The 17,959-nt window shown below is 66.8% G+C and carries 18 protein-coding genes and 1 pseudogene; 15 read left to right on the top strand and 4 right to left on the bottom strand.

The window, feature by feature from the left end:
- Positions 1–134 precede the first annotated feature (134 nt).
- From pyrE to XBLMG947_RS18735, 10 genes are all read left to right on the top strand, one after another.
- Positions 135–794 (top strand): orotate phosphoribosyltransferase, encoded by a 660-nt coding sequence (gene pyrE, locus XBLMG947_RS18695; protein ID WP_065470083.1) that lies wholly within the window; start codon positions 135–137, stop codon positions 792–794.
- 22 nt (positions 795–816) lie between these two features.
- Positions 817–1,497, top strand: coding sequence for a hypothetical protein (locus tag XBLMG947_RS18700; protein ID WP_065470084.1), 681 nt, complete (start codon positions 817–819; stop codon positions 1,495–1,497).
- A 113-nt stretch (positions 1,498–1,610) separates the two neighbouring features.
- Complete coding sequence (locus XBLMG947_RS18705; RefSeq protein WP_065470085.1) at positions 1,611–2,408, top strand: ParA family protein; 798 nt, start codon at positions 1,611–1,613, stop codon at positions 2,406–2,408.
- Positions 2,408–3,337 (top strand): ParB/RepB/Spo0J family partition protein, encoded by a 930-nt coding sequence (locus tag XBLMG947_RS18710; protein ID WP_065470086.1) that lies wholly within the window; start codon positions 2,408–2,410, stop codon positions 3,335–3,337. The genes XBLMG947_RS18705 and XBLMG947_RS18710 overlap by 1 nt, the downstream gene beginning before the upstream one ends.
- A gap of 35 nt (positions 3,338–3,372) precedes the next feature.
- Complete coding sequence (locus XBLMG947_RS18715) at positions 3,373–3,681, top strand: helix-hairpin-helix domain-containing protein (RefSeq protein ID WP_065470087.1); 309 nt, start codon at positions 3,373–3,375, stop codon at positions 3,679–3,681.
- Between the two features lie 204 nt (positions 3,682–3,885).
- The gene (locus XBLMG947_RS18720; protein ID WP_065470088.1) at positions 3,886–4,851 is read left to right on the top strand and encodes an SDR family NAD(P)-dependent oxidoreductase; all 966 of its coding nucleotides are present in this window, start codon (positions 3,886–3,888) and stop codon (positions 4,849–4,851) included.
- A gap of 425 nt (positions 4,852–5,276) precedes the next feature.
- Complete coding sequence (locus XBLMG947_RS18725) at positions 5,277–5,999, top strand: glycosyltransferase family 2 protein (RefSeq protein ID WP_065470089.1); 723 nt, start codon at positions 5,277–5,279, stop codon at positions 5,997–5,999.
- The gene (locus XBLMG947_RS18730) at positions 5,999–6,340 is read left to right on the top strand and encodes a lipid-A-disaccharide synthase N-terminal domain-containing protein (protein WP_005914402.1); all 342 of its coding nucleotides are present in this window, start codon (positions 5,999–6,001) and stop codon (positions 6,338–6,340) included. Before XBLMG947_RS18725 ends, XBLMG947_RS18730 begins: the two co-directional genes overlap by 1 nt.
- 98 nt (positions 6,341–6,438) lie before the next feature.
- Positions 6,439–6,645, top strand: a complete 207-nt coding sequence (locus tag XBLMG947_RS23410) for a hypothetical protein (protein ID WP_139074432.1) — start codon at positions 6,439–6,441, stop codon at positions 6,643–6,645.
- 123 nt (positions 6,646–6,768) lie between these two features.
- Complete coding sequence (locus tag XBLMG947_RS18735) at positions 6,769–7,338, top strand: hypothetical protein (RefSeq protein WP_065470107.1); 570 nt, start codon at positions 6,769–6,771, stop codon at positions 7,336–7,338.
- A 115-nt stretch (positions 7,339–7,453) separates the two neighbouring features.
- On the opposite strand, the gene XBLMG947_RS22910 is transcribed toward XBLMG947_RS18735, so the two are convergent.
- The 3 genes from XBLMG947_RS22910 to coaBC are packed head-to-tail and all read right to left on the bottom strand — an operon-like array spanning position 7,454 to position 11,560.
- Positions 7,454–9,811, bottom strand: coding sequence for a phosphomannomutase/phosphoglucomutase (locus XBLMG947_RS22910; protein WP_065470090.1), 2,358 nt, complete (start codon positions 9,809–9,811; stop codon positions 7,454–7,456).
- Between the two features lie 13 nt (positions 9,812–9,824).
- Positions 9,825–10,292 carry a dUTP diphosphatase gene (gene dut / locus XBLMG947_RS18745; protein ID WP_065470091.1) on the bottom strand — a complete coding sequence of 156 codons (468 nt, stop codon included), beginning with the start codon at positions 10,290–10,292 and terminating at the stop codon, positions 9,825–9,827.
- Complete coding sequence (gene coaBC, locus XBLMG947_RS18750) at positions 10,289–11,560, bottom strand: bifunctional phosphopantothenoylcysteine decarboxylase/phosphopantothenate--cysteine ligase CoaBC (RefSeq protein WP_065470092.1); 1,272 nt, start codon at positions 11,558–11,560, stop codon at positions 10,289–10,291. Before coaBC ends, dut begins: the two co-directional genes overlap by 4 nt.
- 96 nt (positions 11,561–11,656) lie before the next feature.
- Here coaBC and radC point away from each other — a divergent pair, with 96 nt between their 5' ends.
- The 5 genes from radC to XBLMG947_RS18775 all read left to right on the top strand — a co-directional run bounded on the left by radC (position 11,657) and on the right by XBLMG947_RS18775 (position 16,508).
- Positions 11,657–12,334 carry a RadC family protein gene (gene radC, locus XBLMG947_RS18755; RefSeq protein ID WP_065470108.1) on the top strand — a complete coding sequence of 226 codons (678 nt, stop codon included), beginning with the start codon at positions 11,657–11,659 and terminating at the stop codon, positions 12,332–12,334.
- Between the two features lie 87 nt (positions 12,335–12,421).
- On the top strand, positions 12,422–14,110 hold the full coding sequence (gene argS / locus XBLMG947_RS18760) for an arginine--tRNA ligase (protein WP_065470093.1): 1,689 nt from the start codon (positions 12,422–12,424) through the stop codon (positions 14,108–14,110).
- Between the two features lie 180 nt (positions 14,111–14,290).
- On the top strand, positions 14,291–15,172 hold the full coding sequence (locus XBLMG947_RS18765; protein ID WP_065470094.1) for an SPOR domain-containing protein: 882 nt from the start codon (positions 14,291–14,293) through the stop codon (positions 15,170–15,172).
- A gap of 6 nt (positions 15,173–15,178) precedes the next feature.
- Positions 15,179–15,712, top strand: a complete 534-nt coding sequence (locus XBLMG947_RS18770) for a hypothetical protein (RefSeq protein ID WP_065470095.1) — start codon at positions 15,179–15,181, stop codon at positions 15,710–15,712.
- Between the two features lie 40 nt (positions 15,713–15,752).
- Positions 15,753–16,508, top strand: a complete 756-nt coding sequence (locus XBLMG947_RS18775; protein ID WP_065470096.1) for an SDR family NAD(P)-dependent oxidoreductase — start codon at positions 15,753–15,755, stop codon at positions 16,506–16,508.
- Positions 16,509–16,593: 85 nt separating this feature from the next.
- Here XBLMG947_RS18775 and XBLMG947_RS18780 read toward each other — a convergent pair.
- A pseudogene (locus tag XBLMG947_RS18780) lies at positions 16,594–17,691 on the bottom strand (acyltransferase family protein); the annotation flags it as partial.
- Positions 17,692–17,959: the final 268 nt, after the last annotated feature.

Here is a 17,959-nt window from a genome sequence, read left to right on the forward strand (position 1 = left end):
CCCTGGGCGTATCATAGGCCGGGAATGGGGAGTCGTAAATGGGGAATCGTAAAGCCTACCCCAGCGCGGCCGCGAAGGCTGCCGGCGCGCGATGCGTTTACCATTCTCGATTCCCTATTCCCCATTCCCGTCCAATGACCGACCACCGCACCCGTTTCCTGCAGCTGGCCCTGGATGCCGACGCCTTGCGCTTTGGCGAGTTCACGCTCAAATCCGGGCGGCTCAGCCCGTATTTCTTCAATGCCGGGCGCTTCGACTCGGGTACCAAGACCGCGCAGCTGGCGCAGTGCTACGCCGATGCCATCGATGCAGCCGGGGTGGATTTCGATCTGCTGTTCGGCCCGGCCTACAAGGGCATCCCGCTGGCGACGGCGCTGGCCTGCGCCTATGCCGGTCGCGGGCGCGACCTGCCGTTGGCGTTCAATCGCAAGGAAGCCAAGGACCATGGCGAGGGCGGCACCCTGATTGGCGCACCGCTGGCGGGGCGCAAGGTATTGATCGTCGATGACGTGATCACCGCCGGTACTGCGATCCGTGAGGCGCTGGGCATCATCCGCGCGGCTGGCGGCACGCCGTCCGGCATCGTGGTGGCGCTGGACCGGCAGGAGATCGCCTCCGAGCAGGACCGCCGTTCGGCGGCGCAGGCGGTCGCGGCCGAGGCCGGCATTCCGGTGATCGCCGTGGCCAACCTCGCCGATCTGCTTGCTTTTGCGGCAGGAAACGCCGACCTTGTGGACTTCCGGGAACCGCTATTGGCCTATCGTGGCCGCTACGGGACCGACACCACAGGCTGACGGCAGGCGACAGGGGGCTGCGATGATGCCGATACACACACGTTTGGCGTTATTCGCCGCCGTTGCGGCGGCTGTCGCTGCGACATTCGCCGTGGCCGCACCGGTCAGCGCACAAGACAAGCAGGCGGCCAAGAAGCTGTATTGCTGGAACCAGAACGGCGCCCGGGTGTGCAGCGATACGCTGCCGCCGGAGGCGGTAAACCAGGCGCGCGACGAATTCAATGCCAAGAGCGGCATGCGCAGCGCCGAGGTGCAGCGTGCGATGAGCAGCGAAGAGCGCGCTGCCGCCGCGGCCAGCGAGCAGCAACGCCTGGCCGATCTGGCCGCCGAGCAGATGCGCCGGCGCACCGACCAGGCGATGTTGATGTCCTATCAGAGCGAGGACGACCTGCGCCGGGTGTTCAACGAGCGCATCGCCATCGTCGACAACAACATCCACACCGCACGCTTCAACGTGACCAGCTTGCGCGAAGGACTAGCCAGCCTGCTGCGCAGCGCCGGCGACCGCGAGCTGGCCGGCCAGGCAGTGGCCGACAAGCTGGCCGACGACATCCAGGAACGTCATCGCGAATTGATGGCGCAGCTGCGCCTGCAATCCAGCTTCGAGCAGCAACGGGTGGCGCTGGACAGTGAGATCACCGACATCCTGCAGCGCTACCGCGCCATGCAGGCTCCGTCCGGTGGTGCATCGCCGGCCAGCTGACCGGCTACCGTCATTCCCGCCCGCGCGCATCGCCGCCGTGGACGGCATTTCCCGATCCGGCGCCCTGCCCGCATAATGGCCGGTCTTACTCTTCGCCCACGAGGCTCTCCCGCATGGCCCGGATCATCGCCATTGCCAACCAGAAAGGCGGCGTCGGCAAGACCACGACGGCAGTCAATCTGGCGGCCGGCCTGGCGCGCGCGCCCAAGCGTGTGCTGCTGGTGGATCTGGACTCGCAGGGCAACGCCACCATGGGCAGCGGCATCGACAAGCGCGATGTGGCAGCCTCCACCTGCGACCTGCTGCTGGGCGAAAACACCGCCGCCGACATTCGGGTGACTGCGCCGGAAGGCTTCGACCTGCTGCCGGGCAACATCGACCTGACCGCCGCCGAGATCCAGCTGATGGACCAGGGCGAGCGCGAGCAGCGGCTCAAGCGCGCGCTGACGCCGATCCGCGACGAGTACGACTTCATCCTGATCGACTGCCCGCCGGCGTTGTCGCTGCTCACGCTCAATGCGCTGACCGCGGCCGACTCGATCATCGTGCCGATGCAGTGCGAGTACTACGCGCTGGAAGGGCTGACCGCACTGCTGGAAACCATCGAAGCGCTGCGCGCCAACCTCAACCCGGCGCTGGAAATCGAAGGCGTGCTGCGCACCATGTTCGACATCCGCAACAACCTGGCCAACGCGGTGTCGGCCGAACTGACCCAACACTTCGGCGACAAGGTGTTCCGCACCATCGTGCCGCGCAACGTGCGCCTGGCCGAGGCGCCCAGCCATGGCCAGAGCATCGTCGGTTACGACCGCACGTCGCGTGGCGGGGTGGCGTACCTGGGCCTGGCCAGCGAGATCGTGCAACGCCAGAACGACCGCAACAAGGCCTATCGGCTCGTGGAGACCGTCTGATGAACAAGCCGATCCCCGCAAAGAAGCGTGGCCTGGGCCGCGGCCTGGAAGCGCTGCTGGGTCCGAAGGGTGCCGCGGCCGCAGCGGCACCGAGCGCCGTCAGCGAAGATGCGTTGCAGCCAGGCGACACCCTGCGCCAGTTGCTGGTGACCCAGTTGCAGCCGGGCAAGTACCAGCCGCGCCGGGAGATGGACGAGGTGAAGCTGGCCGAACTGGCGGAATCGATCAAAGCGCAGGGCGTGATCCAGCCGATCGTGGCGCGCGCGCTGGCACCGGGGCAGTTCGAGATCGTGGCCGGCGAACGCCGCTGGCGCGCCTCGCAGCTGGCCGGGCTGACCGAAGTGCCGGTGGTGGTGCGCGAGCTGGACGACCGCACCGTCATCGCGATGGCGCTGATCGAAAACATCCAGCGCGAAGACCTCAACCCGCTGGAAGAAGCGCAGGCGCTGCAGCGGCTGATCGACGAATTTTCGCTGACCCATGCCGAGGCCGCCGGTGCGGTAGGCCGTTCGCGTGCATCGGTCTCCAACCTGCTGCGGCTGCTGGAATTGCCGGTGGCGATCCGCGTCCTGCTGGAAACCCGTCGCCTGGAAATGGGCCATGCGCGCGCGCTGCTCACCTTGGCGCCGGAACTGGCCAGCAAGCTGGCGCAGGAAGCGGCCGACCAGGGCTGGTCGGTGCGTGAAGTCGAGCACCGGGCGCAGCAGTTCGCCGCCGGCAAGGTGCCCGGCTCGCTGCGCAAGGGCAAACCGGCACCGGTCGCCCCGCAGGCCGATATCGCCTCGCTGGAAACCGAACTGTCCGAGTCGCTGGGGACCAAGGTGGTGTTCAATCACGGCCGCGGCGGCAAGGGCAAGCTGGTGATTCATTACACCGATCTGGACACGCTGGACGGCGTGCTCGAACGCCTGCGCATGCAGCGCGGCTGATCGCAGCTGCACATCCAACAGGATCCTCGTCGGCCATGAATCCCGCCAAGGTGGACCGCCACCATCTGCTGCAGCTGACCGACCTGCCCAACGTCGGGCCGGCCTGCGAAAAGGATCTGCGCCTGATCGGCATCCGCGTGCCTGCGCAGCTGCGCGGTCGCGATGCCTACGACATGCATGCGCAGCTGTGCCTGCGCACCGGCGTGCTGCACGACCCTTGCGTGATCGATGTATTCCTGTCGATCGTGCGCTTCATGGAAGGCGAGGCGGCGCAACCGTGGTGGAATTTCAGCGCCGAACGCAAGGCCAAGCTCGCCAGCGAAGCGCCGCTCGCGCTGCGGTGAACGACCACGCATGGCGCGCTGCAGCCCTCCCCCGGAGCACCGCATGAGCCGCGACCATTGCCAACCACATCGGGCGCACTGCGCGCCACGGGCGCATCAGCAACATCCCAACGCCGCACCCGCACGCAGCCGTGCCTGCAGTGCGCCACACTTGCACGCCCGTGACGCCGGCCTTTTGTTTCCGTATTTCCCAGGATCACAGCCATGACCATTCTCGTCACCGGCGCTGCCGGTTTCATCGGTGCCTACACCTGCCGCGCGCTGGCGGCACGCGGCGAGACGGTGGTGGGGCTGGACAACTACAACAGCTACTACGATCCGCAGCTCAAGCACGATCGGGTGGCGGCGCTGTGCCCCGACATCGATATCCGCACGCTGGACCTGACCGATCGCGACGGCCTGACTGCGTTGTTCGATGAGATCCAGCCCACCCGCGTGGTGCATCTGGCCGCGCAGGCGGGGGTGCGGTATTCGCTGGAAAACCCGTCCGCCTACGTCGACAGCAACCTGGTCGGCTTCGTCAACATGCTCGAGCTGTGCCGGCACCGCGGCGTGCAGCACCTGGTGTATGCATCGAGCAGTTCGGTGTACGGCGATTCGGCTACCCCGCCGTTCTCCGAAGACCAGCGCGTGGATCAGCCGCGCTCGCTGTACGCGGCGACCAAGGCGGCCAACGAATTGATGGGGTACACCTATGCGCAGTTGTACGGCCTGCGCGCCACGGGGCTGCGCTTCTTTACGGTGTATGGACCATGGGGACGACCGGACATGGCGCCGCTGATCTTCAGCCGCGCGGTACTGGCGGGGCGGCCAATCGAGGTGTTCAACCACGGCAAGATGCAGCGCGATTTCACCTTCGTCGACGACATCGTGGCCGGCGTGCTCGGCGCACTGGACACGCCCAGCAGCGAGGCGGTTGCGCACCGGGTGTTCAACCTGGGCAACCACACACCGGTGGAGCTGGAATACTTCATCGACGTGATCGCCCAGGCCGCCGGCCGTCCGGCCGAGAAGGTCTACCGGCCGATGCAGCCGGGCGACATGATCCGCACCATGGCCGATACACAGCGCGCGCAGGCCGCATTCGGGTTCGACCCGGCGACCCCGGTCGAGCGCGGATTGCCGCAGGTGGTGGATTGGTGTCGGCTGTATTTCGGCGAGCGCGCCTAGCGCTGGCTGGGGTTTGGTGGGGATGCGCGCGTTTGCGGAGAATGGGCGCGTGCAGCTGGAGTTGTGGCGGCTGCCGTGGCGCTGCCGGCTGAGGGCGCGTGGCGTCGGATGTACCTCACGGCCATCGCCTCCCTGGAAGCGCCTGGTCGCCTGGCATACAACGCAGGTTGCGGTGCGAGGTCCCTGCGCTCCCGTGCTGAAGCGATATGGTGTGCCTGCTAGTCCATGTGCCTGTCGCAGCCTTGCCCACACCACACCACACCACACCACACCACACAACACAACACAACACAACACAACACGCTACAGGCTGTTTTCTGGCCGTCTCACTGCGCATAACGTGTGCATGCTTCATGCCTGACTCAGACAGTCAGGGCACAATGCGCGATCTTTTCGCTCAGCCTTCCTCCGGATACCCCGCATCCATGAGCCAACCGCAGCTGTCCGTCGTCGTCCCGGTGTTCAACGAGCGCGATAACGTCACCACACTGGTGGGCGAAATCGTCAGCGCCTTGCGCGGCGTGGTGGCTTTCGAAATCGTGTATGTCGACGACCATTCTCGTGACGACACGCTGGCAGTGCTGCAGGGTCTGAAGAACGCCACGCCGGAACTGCGCGTGCTGCATCACGTGACCCAGAGCGGCCAGAGCACGGCGGTGCGCAGCGGGGTCAAGGCCGCACGCGCCAGCTGGATCGCTACGCTCGATGGCGACGGCCAGAACGACCCGGCCGACATCCCCAAGCTGCTCATCGCGCGCAGCCAGGCCGAGACGCAGGTGAAGCTGTTCGCCGGTTGGCGGGTCAATCGCCAGGATTCCGGCTCCAAGCGCTGGGCCAGCAAGTGGGCCAACGCGATCCGCTCGCGCATGCTGCACGACAATACGCCCGACACCGGCTGCGGCATCAAACTGTTCGAGCGCGAGGCATTTCTGGACCTGCCCTATTTCGACCATATGCACCGCTATCTGCCGGCGCTGATGCAACGCGCCGGCTGGCGCACGGTGAGCGTGCCGGTCAATCACCGCCATCGCACCGCTGGCGTGTCCAAGTACAACAATCTCAATCGCGCCCTGGTCGGCATCCGCGACCTGCGCGGTGTGGCCTGGCTGATTACCCGCAGCAAACGCACCGTGGTGCAGGAGCGTTGATGGATCCGTCCTTTCTCGACCAACAACTGACCTGGCTGTACTGGACCGGTATCCATGTCACCGGCTGGAAGCTGATCGGCTATGTCGGCGCGCTGATGTTCGGCGGTCGCTGGCTGGTACAGTTCGTCGCCTCCAAACGCGCCGGCAAGCCGGTAATTCCACGCCTGTTCTGGTACATGAGCGTGGTCGGTAGCCTGATGACGCTGAGCTACTTCGTGTTTTCCGCAAAGCAGGATTCGGTCGGCGTACTGCAGAACCTGTTCCCGGCGTTTACCGCGTTTTACAGCCTGTATCTGGATGTGAAGCATCGCGGATGGAAGCGGGACCGGGCAGGCCACTGAGGCTGGATTGGGATGGGGGAGCGTCTGGTCCGTCCAGATGTTTGTCGGGTGATCGAACGGTTGACGAATGCCTTGGCGCGCTGAGGCGATGCTGGTGCGTGCATCGCTGCAAAGTGCATCGCTGCACCGGATTTTTTGCGAACGATCGCCGCTGGCGATGTCTCAGCGTACCGATGCGATTCGGCTGCATTGCAGATGCATGGCATACCCCCTGGCTCGATTTTCGCCTGGCGATTCCTGTTCTTGGCTCGGTTCTTTGCGCGGCGATTGCTGTGATTGATGAGCGCCTGAGCGCATTGACGTGACCTGCCTGGGTCAAGCGATGCACCGCGTATCGCCTGGGCCGTGGCGATCTCACTGAAGATTGATGCCTGCTTTTCGGACACGGCATTGCATGCGTGGCCGACGCGCTGTTGGGCTGCTCGCCGATGTTGTCCCTGTCGCGCTGCGGGCAGGCTGTGGCCATGTCCAGCGCCCCTCCCTCATCGCCCATGTCCATGCCAACGCTTGAAACGTATTGGCATCTGCGGCTGCCCACGCATCAGGACGTGCCGTTGTTCGCGGACTGGCGCTGCGCCCGCGCGGCAGCTGCCAGCCTGGCGCTGCCACGGCAATGGCCAGGTGCGCAGTTGCTGTGCTGGGTGCTGCTGCCGGACGCGTGGTGTGGGTTGCTGCAGGCACCGGGCAAGGCGGCGTTGCTGCAATTGGCCGCGACGGCGCGGTTGATGGCGGCCGATGCGGTCAATCGCGCACGCGGACGTGGCGGAACGGTGTGGCAGCCGCAGATGCAGGCAGCAGAGTTACCGCTGCATACCGATCATCGCCAGTTCGCCCGCACGTTGGTCGCACTGCCCCTGCGTGCGGGGCTGGCCGAGCAGATCGGCGGATATCCGTACTGGGACGCGGTGTGGTTGTTAGCAGACGATCGCAACGCCGCACCGATCATCACGTCAGACGATTTTGCTGATCGAACCGGAACAGGCGGAACACGCTGGTGAGCATTACGCAGGGTCGGCACCGGTTGGCAGGCGGGTGCGTCCCGCGCCGGTCCAGCTGCGCTGCCTCTCAACCAACGGGTCGGGTAGCGCAGCTGGCCATCACGGCCTCTGGCAATCAGAACGGCAACGGATGCTCAGGCAACAACGTCTGCAATTGTTCGCGGAACAGCGTGCGGATCCGCTGCAGTGCGGCCTCGCTGTCGGCTTCGAACCGCAGCACCAGGATCGGCGTGGTGTTGGAGGCGCGGACCAACCCCCAGCCATCGACGAAGTCCGCGCGCAAACCATCAATGGTCGACAGCCGCGCCGATTCGAACGGCGATTCTTCGCTCGCCTGCGCACGTGCGACAAAGCGTGCGACCAGCGCATGCGCATCGCCCTTAACCGGCACCTTGATTTCCGGCGTGGAGATGCTTTCGGGCAAGGCGTCCAACACCTCGGACGGGGTCTGCTCGCGCTGGGCCAGAATTTCCAGCAAGCGGGCGGCGGCGTAGATGCCGTCGTCGAAGCCGTACCAGCGTTCCTTGAAGAAGAAGTGCCCGCTCATCTCGCCGGCCAACTCGGCATCGGTTTCGCGCATCTTCGACTTGATCAGCGAATGCCCGGTCTTCCACATCAGCGGGCTGCCGCCATTGCGCAACACGTAGTCGGACAGCTTACCGGTGCACTTCACGTCGTAGATGACCAACGCACCCGGATTACGCTGCAGCACATCGGCGGCGAACAGCATCAGCAGGCGGTCGGGGAACACCACCGCGCCTTCCTTGGTCACCACGCCCAGGCGGTCGGCGTCGCCATCGAACGCCACGCCGATATCCGCATCGAAGCGTTGCACCATCTTCACCAGATCGTCGAGGGTGTGCGGCTCGCTCGGGTCGGGGTGATGATTGGGAAAGGTGCCGTCGATTTCGCAATACAGCGGCATGACCTTGGCACCGATGGCCTCCAGCAGGCGCGGCGCGATATCGCCGGCCACGCCGTTGCCGGCGTCCACCACCACCTTGATCGGGCGATCGAGCTGCACGTCGTCGGCGATGCGCTGGATATAAGCATCGCTGATATCGCGCTGTTGCAGTTCGCCAGGCGTGGCGGCGGTATGCAGGCGGCCTGCGTTGATGCGCTGGTGCAGTTCCGCGATGGCGTCGCCGGACAACGTTTCGCCACCGATCACGATCTTGAAACCGTTGTAGTCCGGCGGATTGTGGCTGCCGGTCACCGCCACACAGCTGCCGGCATGCAGCTCGTAAGCGCCGAAGTACACCACCGGCGTCGGTGCCAGGCCGATGTCGGTGACATTGCAGCCGGCGCGGCGCAGGCCGTCGATCAGGCCGTTGGTCAGCTCCGGTCCGGACAGCCGGCCGTCGCGACCGACCACCACATCGCGCAGACCCTGCGCCTGCATCACGCTGCCGATAGCCTGCCCGATCACGGCGGCAACGCCGGGGTTGAGATCTTTGCCGACCACGCCGCGGATGTCGTAGGCGCGGAACATGTGGGGGGCGACCTGCACTGCCGGCACTGGCACTGGCACTGGCACTGGCGCCGCGAGCGGGATCTCGGCGTCCAGCGCACGTGCTTCGCTGGCAATGCTGGCGTCGTGCCGAAGGCTCTGACTGAAGGTGGGTTCATCGGCACTGGATTGGCCGGCAACCCGGCGCCGCGGCAAGGCCACCTGCCCCCGGCTGGCCAGCACCAGCAACACCGCAATGATCAGCAGCAACGCGGCCACGATGGCGCAACCGACCGCGCCCAGGCCTACTGAGCCGCTACTGCCCTGCGGCACCGCCGCAGCCACACGCAGGCCGCTGGTACCAAGCGGTCTGGCCAGCGTTTCGGCCGCATCGGACAAACCGGCATCTCCTTGCTGGGCCACGTTGTAACTGCCCTGGCGCAAGGCCAGATAGGCGCTGCCGGGCACCGCAATCGCGTCCAGCGGGCCGGTCAGGCGCAGCAACGGCAGGCGTGCATACGCAACGGCTGGCTGCCCCCCCAGGCGTACCCTGGCAGCCACGCCCAGCCGGACCTGTTTGGCGTCGCGCACCACGCGCACCTGCGCACGGTCGGCCACCTGCGCCGATTCGAGCAGGCTCAGCCGCGCGTAACCAAAATTCTTGGGGTCGGAATAGGCCGCGCCAAGGTCACCAGGCACCACCTGGACCTCCTCGGCGCCTTTGAAGCGCTCACGGATGGCCGTTGCGGCCGCCAGCGCATCGCCACCGGCCAGCGCAGCGATGACCGGCGGCTGCTTGAGCACGGCATCGAGCTGGCTGGCCTGCGTGGCCATTGCCTGGCCCACGTCCTGCACCGCACGGTCGCGTGCCTGCTCCAGGTCTTGCGCCACCGCGTCTTGGCGCCATTGCGCATAACTGCTCCAGCCGAACCACGCGGCCAGCAACAGCACGATGCCCCCCAACACCGGACCACTCGTACGCACGCTGGACATCGACTGCCTGCGCTCGTTCGCCTTGCTCATGTGACTTCCCCCGTCAGCGCACGCCGGTGTGGCCGAATCCACCCGCTCCCCGCGCGCTGTCGACGAAAGTATCCACCACTTGCAAGCCCACGCGCACGATCGGCAGGATCACCAGCTGCGCAATGCGGTCGCCCGGCTCGATGGTGAAGGCCTCGCGCCCCCGATTCCAGGTGCTGATCAGCAGCGGGCCCTGGTAATCGGCATCGATCAGGCCAGTGCCGTTGCCGAGCACGATGCCGTGGCGATGGCCCAGGCCCGAACGCGGCAGGATCACTGCGCAGAGCTGCGGGTCAGACAGATGGATCGCGATGCCGCTGGGAATCAGCGCCGTATCGCCCGGCTCCAGCGTCATCGGCGCTTCCAGCGCGGCGCGCAGGTCCATGCCGGCGCTGGATTCGGTGGCATAGGCCGGCAGCGGCCACAGATCGCCGAAGCGCGGGTCGAGCAACTTCACCTGCAAGGACTGGGTCTGGGTGCTCATGCCTGCAATCTCTCCTCGATCAGGGCCAGCAGTTGGTCGGCGAGGTGGGTCTTGCTGCTGCTGGGGAACGCACGCTCGCCGCCCTGCCAGTAGGCGGTGGCGGCGTTGTTGTCGCTTTCGAAGCCGCCGCCTTCGATCCCCACCTGGTTGGCGATGATCAGGTCCAGCCGCTTGGCCGCCAGCTTGCCACGCGCGTAATGCTCCACATCGTGCGTTTCAGCCGCAAAACCGACCACCAGTTTCAACGCACCGGTCTGCGCCGCGACCTCGGCCAGGATGTCCGGTGTGCGCACCAGTTCCAGGGTCAGCGTTTCGCCGGTCTTCTTGATCTTCTGCGGCACCATCCGCTTGGGCGTGTAGTCGGCCACGGCAGCGGCCCCGATGTAGATGTCGGCCGGAAATGCACCCAGTACCGCATCGCGCATCTGCGCGGCCGAGCGCACGTCGATACGCTGCACGCCCGGGGGCGTGGTCTGGTGCACCGGCCCGCTGACCAGCACCACATCGGCGCCCTGCCTGGCAGCGGCGGCGGCCAGGGCGTAGCCCATCTTGCCGCTGCTGCGATTGCCGACGTAGCGCACCGGATCCAGATCCTCGAAGGTGGGCCCGGCGCTGATCACGATACGCAGGCCTTCCAGCTGCGCGCTGCTGGGAATGAACACCGGCGCAGCCGCGCTCCTGGCGCCGGCCGGAGCAGCACTCACCGCTGCACCGCCAGCCAGCGCGGCAATGATCGCTGCCGGCTCTGCCAACCGCCCGGGGCCGGATTCGCCTTCGGCCAGCGGGCCGTCGTCGGGGCCCACTACCGCCACCCCGCGCGTGCGCAGGGTGGCGATGTTGGCCTGGGTGGCCGGATGCAGCCACATGCGGTGGTTCATGGCCGGCGCCACGGTCAGCGGCGCAGTGGTTGCCAGGCACAGCGTGGTGACCAGATCGTCGGCCAGGCCGTGCGCGAGCCGCGCCAGCAGATCGGCGGTGGCGGGAGCCACGATCACCTGATCGGCCCAGCGCGCCAGTTCGATATGGCCCATCGCCTGCTCGGCAGCGCTGTCCCACAGCGTGGTGCGGGTGGGTTGCCCGGACAAGGCCTGGAAGCTGAGCGGGGTGACGAATTGTTGCGCGCCGCTGGTCATGGCGACCTGCACCTGCGCACCGGCGTCGCGCAGGCGACGGACCAGTTCGAGCGATTTGTAAGCGGCGATGCCTCCGCCGACGCACAGCAGCAAACGCTGTCCGTCCAGGGGGCGGGCCTGAGTGGAGCCGATCACGTCGGAGTCGTCCTACGGTTACAAGGACAACTAGATTAGCCGATGCCCCGCGCTGGCCTGATGGGCGTGCGCGATAAGCACCGGCAATCTCGCCATATGCACATACACGACTGGCCCACCAATGAACGCCCGCGCGAGAAACTTCTGGCGCGCGGGGCCGCTGCCTTGTCCGATGCCGAGCTGCTGGCGATCTTCGTCGGTTCCGGCCTGCGCGGGCAGGACGCGGTACAGACCGCGCGCGATCTGCTGCACCGGCACGGCCCGCTGCGCCTGCTGCTGGACCGCCCGGCCAAAACGCTGGCGCGCCTGCCCGGGCTGGGCCCGGCCTCGGCCTGCAAGCTCGCTGCCGCGCTGGAATTGGCACATCGCCACCTGATGAGCGCGCTGGAGCGCGGCGAGGCGCTGAGCGACCCGCCCAGCGTCGGGCGCTACTTCTCGCAGCGGCTGCGCGCGCGGGCCTACGAAGTGTTCGCGGTGTTGTTCCTGGACAACCGCCACCGCGCCATCGCCTTCGAAGAACTGTTCACCGGCACCATCGACGGCGCCGACATCCATCCGCGCGAAGTGGTGCGGCGTGCGCTCCTGCACAACGCGGCGGCGGTGATCGTCGGACACAATCACCCGTCCGGCAACCCGGAGCCCTCCGAGGCCGACCGAGCGGTCACCAAACGGCTGCTGGACGGCCTGGATCTGGTCGACATCCGCCTGCTGGACCACTTCGTCATCGGCGATGGGCGGCCAGTGTCGTTAGCCGAGCGCGGCTGGCTGGACTGAGCAATGCGGCGCCGACCTGAACCATCGGTCGGACCCTGCGGCACGCGGTCGGGTAAAATCGCTGGTTTGGTTCCAAGCAGATCCCACTTGAAAGCCCTCCTCCGCGCATTGATCGGCCAAGGCATCGAAGCCTTGCGCGCCAACGGCACCCTGCCTGCCGACACCCTGCCGCCGGAATTTGTGGTCGAACGACCCAAGACCCGCGAGCACGGCGACTTCGCCACCAACGCCGCCATGCTGCTGGCCAAGGCCGCGCGCAGCAATCCGCGCGCACTGGCGCAGGCGCTGGTCGCCGCGCTACCGGTCAGCGACGATGTCACCAAAGTGGAAATCGCCGGTCCCGGCTTCATCAATTTCCATCTGGCTGCCACCGCCTACCAGCGCGAAGTGGCGCATGTGATCAAGCAGGGGCATGACTACGGCCGTGGCCTGGCCGGCAACGGCCGCTCGGTGGGCGTGGAATACGTGTCGGCCAACCCGACCGGCCCGCTGCATGTCGGTCACGGCCGCGCGGCGGCGATCGGCGATAGCCTGGCACGCGTGCTCGATGCCAACGGTTGGAACGTCAAACGCGAGTTCTACTACAACGATGCCGGCGTGCAGATCGAGAATCTGGCGCTGTCGGTGCAGGCGCGCGCGCAGGGCCTCACCCCCGACAGCGCCGGCTGGCCGGAAAACGGCTACCGCGGCGACTACATCGCCGATGTGGCCACGGCTTACCTGGCCGGCGACACCGTCGACCTGGAAGGCCATCTGGTTGCCGGCAGCAAGGATCCAGCCGACCTGGAAGCGATCCGCCGCTTTGCGGTGGCGTATCTGCGTAACGAGCAAAACCACGACCTGGCGGCGTTCCGGGTGGATTTCGATATCTACTTCCTGGAAAGCTCACTGTACAAGGACGGCAAGGTCGAAGAAGCGGTGCAGAAGCTGATCGCCTCCGGCCACACCTACGAGGAAGGTGGCGCGTTGTGGTTGAAGTCCACCGACTTCGGCGACGACAAGGACCGGGTGATGCGCAAGTCCGATGGCACCTACACCTACTTCGTGCCGGACGTGGCCTATCACCTGACCAAATGGCAGCGCGGCTACGAGCGCGCCATCACCGAGCTGGGCGCCGATCACCACGGCTCGCTGACGCGCGTGCGCGCCGGTTTGCAGGCAATGGAGCTGGGCATCCCGCAGGGCTGGCCGGAATACGTGCTGCACCAGATGGTCACGGTGATGCGCGGCGGCGAGGAAGTGAAGCTATCCAAGCGTGCCGGCAGCTACGTCACCCTGCACGATCTCATTGAAGAAACCAGCGCCGACGCAGTGCGCTGGTTCCTGATCGCGCGCAAGCCCGACTCGCAGCTCACCTTCGATATCGACCTGGCGCGTGCCCAGAGCAACGACAACCCGGTGTTCTACGTGCAGTACGCGCATGCGCGGGTCTGCAGCGTGCTGCGCCAGGCGCAGGAGAAAGGCTACAAGTACGATCAGGTCCATGGCCTGGCCGAGCTCGCACGCCTGGACGACGAGCACTCGCTCGCGGTGATGGTGGAGTTGTCGCGCTACCCGGAAGTGGTGGACATCGCCGGCCAGACGCTGGAGCCGTACCAGATCGCCCAATACCTGCGTGAATTGGCGCACGCCTTCCACACGTGGTATCACAACAGCAAGGTGCTGGTGGACGATGCCGCCGAGCGCGATGCAAAGCTCACCCTGGCGGTCGCCACTCAACAGGTGCTGGCCAATGGCCTGGAACTGCTCGGCGTCAGCGCTCCGGAAAAGATGTAATCAGGCGACAGCGACCGGGCGCCATCGCATGCAGCTGGTGCAGCGCATGGCACCGCGGTCAACGCCGGCCTGCAACCTCGGGCGCTGATGGCGCTCACCGGACAATCAGCGCAGCAGCGCTCATTACCTCAGCAAGTCGGGCCAGTCGGCCCGCAACGACACGATTCGGAGAAGTGGTAGATGGCAGCACGACGCGGTAAGAGTCAGGCCCGACGCAATACCAGCAATGGCACCCCAGGGTGGGTGTGGCTGGTGGCTGGCGCCGCGATTGCGGCAGTGATCTTCCTGGCCGCACCCCACCTGTTCAAAAAGGACGGCGACGGTTTCCTGCGCGTGGGCCCGCGTGCCAATCCGGATGCGCAGCCCGAGCCGGTGGCCGATGCCGACGTGGACACGCCGGCCGAATTGCCCAAGCCCAGCGCGCAGCCGCCCAAGCCGCAGCCCAAGCCCGGCGATGCGCAGACCCAGTACGATTTCTATACCTTGCTGCCCGGCAAGGAAGTGCAGATGTCCGATGCCGAACTGGCCGCCAGCGCGCGCGCCGAAGAGGCCGCGCGTGCGCGTGCGGCGCTGGAAGGCAAACCGGTTGCACCGGCACCCGGCGCCAGCGTTGCGGCAGCCACACCGGCCGCCAGGGTGCCGGTGCCGCTGAACGAAAGCACCGCCAGCGTGCCCAAGCCGCTGTCGGAAGCCGCATCGCCACGCCCGGCCGCCCCCCCCGCCTCGGCCAGCACCGCCGCGCTCACCACGCCGGCCGCCGCTGCGCCCAAGCCCGCTGCAACCGCCGCCGCCGTCACGGCGACGACAGCTGCCCCGGCAGTTGCCGACACCACCCGCTACATCCTCCAGGCCGGCTCGTTCGGCGCTTCTGGCGATGCCGAATCCACCAAGGCCAAGCTGGCGATGATGGGCCTGGCCGCACGCGTGGAATCGGCCGACATCAGCGGCAAGACGGTCTACCGCGTGCGCATGGGGCCCTACGGCAGCGCCAGCGAACTGGCCGAAGCCAAGCAAAAGCTCACCGGCAGTGGCGTGTCCGCCATTGCGATCAAGGCGCAGTAGACACGCGTGATGCGGCGCATCGCGGGCATGTTGCTGGGGGGACTGGCATGGGCCGGCGCGGCGCATGCCACCGATCAGATCCCTGACCGCCTCCAGATCGACGGCCAGCAGGCGACGCTGCTGGCCGAGCCGTTGTCCGGGCCACTGGACGATCCCGCTACCTGGAAGCGCTTCGTGGCGCGCGCAGGCAGCGCACTGGGCAGCTGCAGTGCGAACTGGCGCGGCTACCGCGCCGACTGGCGGCTGGAAGCGCAACAGCTGGTGCTCGATCGCGTGGTCCTGGGCGCCTGCGGCGATGCGCCACCCAGCCTGCCGCTGGACGTGCTGTTCCCCGGCCAACCAGCGCCAGTGCCCGCCGTCTGGGTGGATGGCGAATTGATCGTCGAGCTACCCGGCACTGCGACGCCTGCTGCGCACGCACCGGCCACATACCTGGCTCTGCGGCTGCGTCGTGGTCATGTCGTCGCACGCGAGACCTTGACCGAAGCGATGTTGCAAGCGCGGCGTGCCGCAACCGCCGGCCAGCGGCTGGTTCCCTGAATCTGGTTCCCTGAATCCCCCTGTCTCGTTGGAGTTCCCCATGTCCAAGACCGTCCTGATCACTGGTGCCACCTCCGGTTTCGGCAGCGCCGCCGTGCGCCGCTTCGCCGCAGCCGGCTGGAAGGTCATCGCCACCGGTCGGCGCGCCGAGCGCCTGCAGGCGCTGGCCGCTGAGCTGCCTGCCGGGCAGGTGCACACCGCCGCGTTCGACATGCGCGATGCGCAGGCCTTGTCGGACGCGCTCGACGCAGTGCCGGCCGCATTCGCCGACATCGACGTGCTGGTCAACAATGCCGGCCTGGCACTGGGCACCGCGCCCGCGCAGCAGGCCGACCTGGCGCAGTGGCAGCAGATGATCGACACCAACGTCACCGCGTTGGTCACGCTCACCCACCGCCTGCTACCGGCGTTGATTGCGCGCCGCGGCGCCATCATCAACATCGCCTCGGTCGCGGCGACCTATCCGTACACCGGCGGCAACGTCTACGGCGGTACCAAGGCATTCGTGCAACAGTTTTCGCTGGGCCTGCGTGCGGACCTGCACGGCACCGGCGTGCGCGTGACCTCGATCGAACCGGGCATGGCCGAAACCGAATTCACGTTGGTGCGCACCGGCGGCAACCAGACCGCCTCGGACACGCTGTACCGCGGCGCCACGCCGATGACGGCAGAAGACATCGCCGAACAGATCTTCTATGTCGCCAGCCTGCCGGCACATTTGAATATCAACCGCCTGGAAATCATGCCGGTGACGCAGTCCTTCGCAGGGTTCCAGGTGGCGCGCGAGGCGCCATGATGACGGCAGCTGCGTCGGCATCGCGGCCGCAGCTGACGACCGCCGCAAGCGTCGTCAGCCACCATCGGTCGCCGGCGACCCGCCGCGCGCGTGGCCGCACCACCCGATCGCGCAGCCGCAGGAATGTGCGCTCCACCGTGTAATGCAACAGCGCCACGCCCAGCACCGCAATCGCCCCATACACCACCAATGCCAGCACACCGCGCCCTTCCAGCGCCGGGCCGAGCCAGAGTTGGGTGAGGTGGAATACCGCCTTGTGGGTCAGATACAGGCTGTAGGAAATGGCTGCCAGCCACGCCGCGCCGGGAACGCGCAGCCCACCCAGCACACCGCTGGTGGCGGTGCCCGCGAGCACCAGCAAGGCCAGTCCCAGCGATAGCACCGGCCAACCGACCGCATTGCCAGGCAGGCCGGTGCGTTCCCGAAACAACCACATGGCCAGCGCCAGCGTGACCACGCCCGCCAGCAGAAGCGCATTGCCGTGCTGCTGCAGCCGTTGCCACCGCGGCGGGCGAAAGACCTTCAGCGTCGCCAGGACCACACCGGCCAGCAGTCCATCCAGGCGGTTCCAGGTCGGGTAGTAGATGTCCTCGATGAACCAGTTGCGCTGCAGACCGGCGCCGGCACTGTCCAAGGCGGTGTTGTGCAGCCAGATACCGGCACGCAGCGCGATGCCTGCAACCATCACAACAACGCAGAGCAGGACAAAGCGCGCCGCCGATGGACGCCGCGACAGCAGCGTCGCCAGCAACGGAAACACCAGATAGAAATGTTCTTCCACGCACAACGACCAGGCATGCGAGAACGCGGCATCCCGGCCGTAGTCAACCAACAGATTCAAGCTGAAGGTCGCGAACATCCACCACGGCGCCAGGCCGGGCGCTTCACGAAATGGCGGCCACAGCAGGTAGACAAGCAGCACCACCAAAAACGCCGGCAGGATGCGGAACGCACGGCGCACGTAGAAATCGGCGATGTCCAGCCGCTGCCCGCGCGCCAATGGCGCAAGCACCTGGGTGCCGATCAAGAACCCGCTCAGCACGAAGAACAGATCCACGCCCATCCAGCCATAGCGCGACACCCACGCCCAGTCCGGCCCCAAGCCGCCGACCACGAAGGAATGGAACAGCATGACCCACAGGATGGCGATGCCACGCAGCAGGTCCAGAGCCGGATAACGCATGCGTCCGTTCGGGCGGCGAGAAAGCCCGATTATGCCCTGCACTACCGGCCGCATCACAGCGGCCAGTGCCTCGTTGGCGCAGCACATCAATGCATCCCCCGCGCGATGTCGACCGAGCACGCATCCAGCCGCACCGTGCGGCGTGTATTCCCTCGATCATGCTGGCACCGCTGCGCGCCTGCACCGTTGGCGGCGTCGGTGCTTGCCTGCAGCTAACCGGCCAACGTCGCTCTCACCCACGACGCGGCTGGATTGCCACACCTCACCT

Origin of the sequence: Xanthomonas bromi, from assembly GCF_900092025.1 — a bacterium.
Lineage (GTDB): Bacteria > Pseudomonadota > Gammaproteobacteria > Xanthomonadales > Xanthomonadaceae > Xanthomonas > Xanthomonas bromi.

Bases quoted from the DNA above. Each gene is read 5' to 3' on its own strand.
- pyrE (WP_065470083.1), top strand. From the start codon at position 135: ATGACCGACCACCGCACCCGTTTCCTGCAGCTGGCCCTGGATGCCGAC.
- XBLMG947_RS18700 (WP_065470084.1), top strand. From the start codon at position 817: ATGATGCCGATACACACACGTTTGGCGTTATTCGCCGCCGTTGCGGCG.
- XBLMG947_RS18705 (WP_065470085.1), top strand. From the start codon at position 1,611: ATGGCCCGGATCATCGCCATTGCCAACCAGAAAGGCGGCGTCGGCAAG.
- XBLMG947_RS18710 (WP_065470086.1), top strand. From the start codon at position 2,408: ATGAACAAGCCGATCCCCGCAAAGAAGCGTGGCCTGGGCCGCGGCCTG.
- XBLMG947_RS18715 (WP_065470087.1), top strand. From the start codon at position 3,373: ATGAATCCCGCCAAGGTGGACCGCCACCATCTGCTGCAGCTGACCGAC.
- XBLMG947_RS18720 (WP_065470088.1), top strand. From the start codon at position 3,886: ATGACCATTCTCGTCACCGGCGCTGCCGGTTTCATCGGTGCCTACACC.
- XBLMG947_RS18725 (WP_065470089.1), top strand. From the start codon at position 5,277: ATGAGCCAACCGCAGCTGTCCGTCGTCGTCCCGGTGTTCAACGAGCGC.
- XBLMG947_RS18730 (WP_005914402.1), top strand. From the start codon at position 5,999: ATGGATCCGTCCTTTCTCGACCAACAACTGACCTGGCTGTACTGGACC.
- XBLMG947_RS18735 (WP_065470107.1), top strand. From the start codon at position 6,769: ATGTTGTCCCTGTCGCGCTGCGGGCAGGCTGTGGCCATGTCCAGCGCC.
- XBLMG947_RS22910 (WP_065470090.1), bottom strand. From the start codon at position 9,811: ATGAGCAAGGCGAACGAGCGCAGGCAGTCGATGTCCAGCGTGCGTACG.
- dut (WP_065470091.1), bottom strand. From the start codon at position 10,292: ATGAGCACCCAGACCCAGTCCTTGCAGGTGAAGTTGCTCGACCCGCGC.
- radC (WP_065470108.1), top strand. From the start codon at position 11,657: ATGCACATACACGACTGGCCCACCAATGAACGCCCGCGCGAGAAACTT.
- XBLMG947_RS18765 (WP_065470094.1), top strand. From the start codon at position 14,291: ATGGCAGCACGACGCGGTAAGAGTCAGGCCCGACGCAATACCAGCAAT.
- XBLMG947_RS18775 (WP_065470096.1), top strand. From the start codon at position 15,753: ATGTCCAAGACCGTCCTGATCACTGGTGCCACCTCCGGTTTCGGCAGC.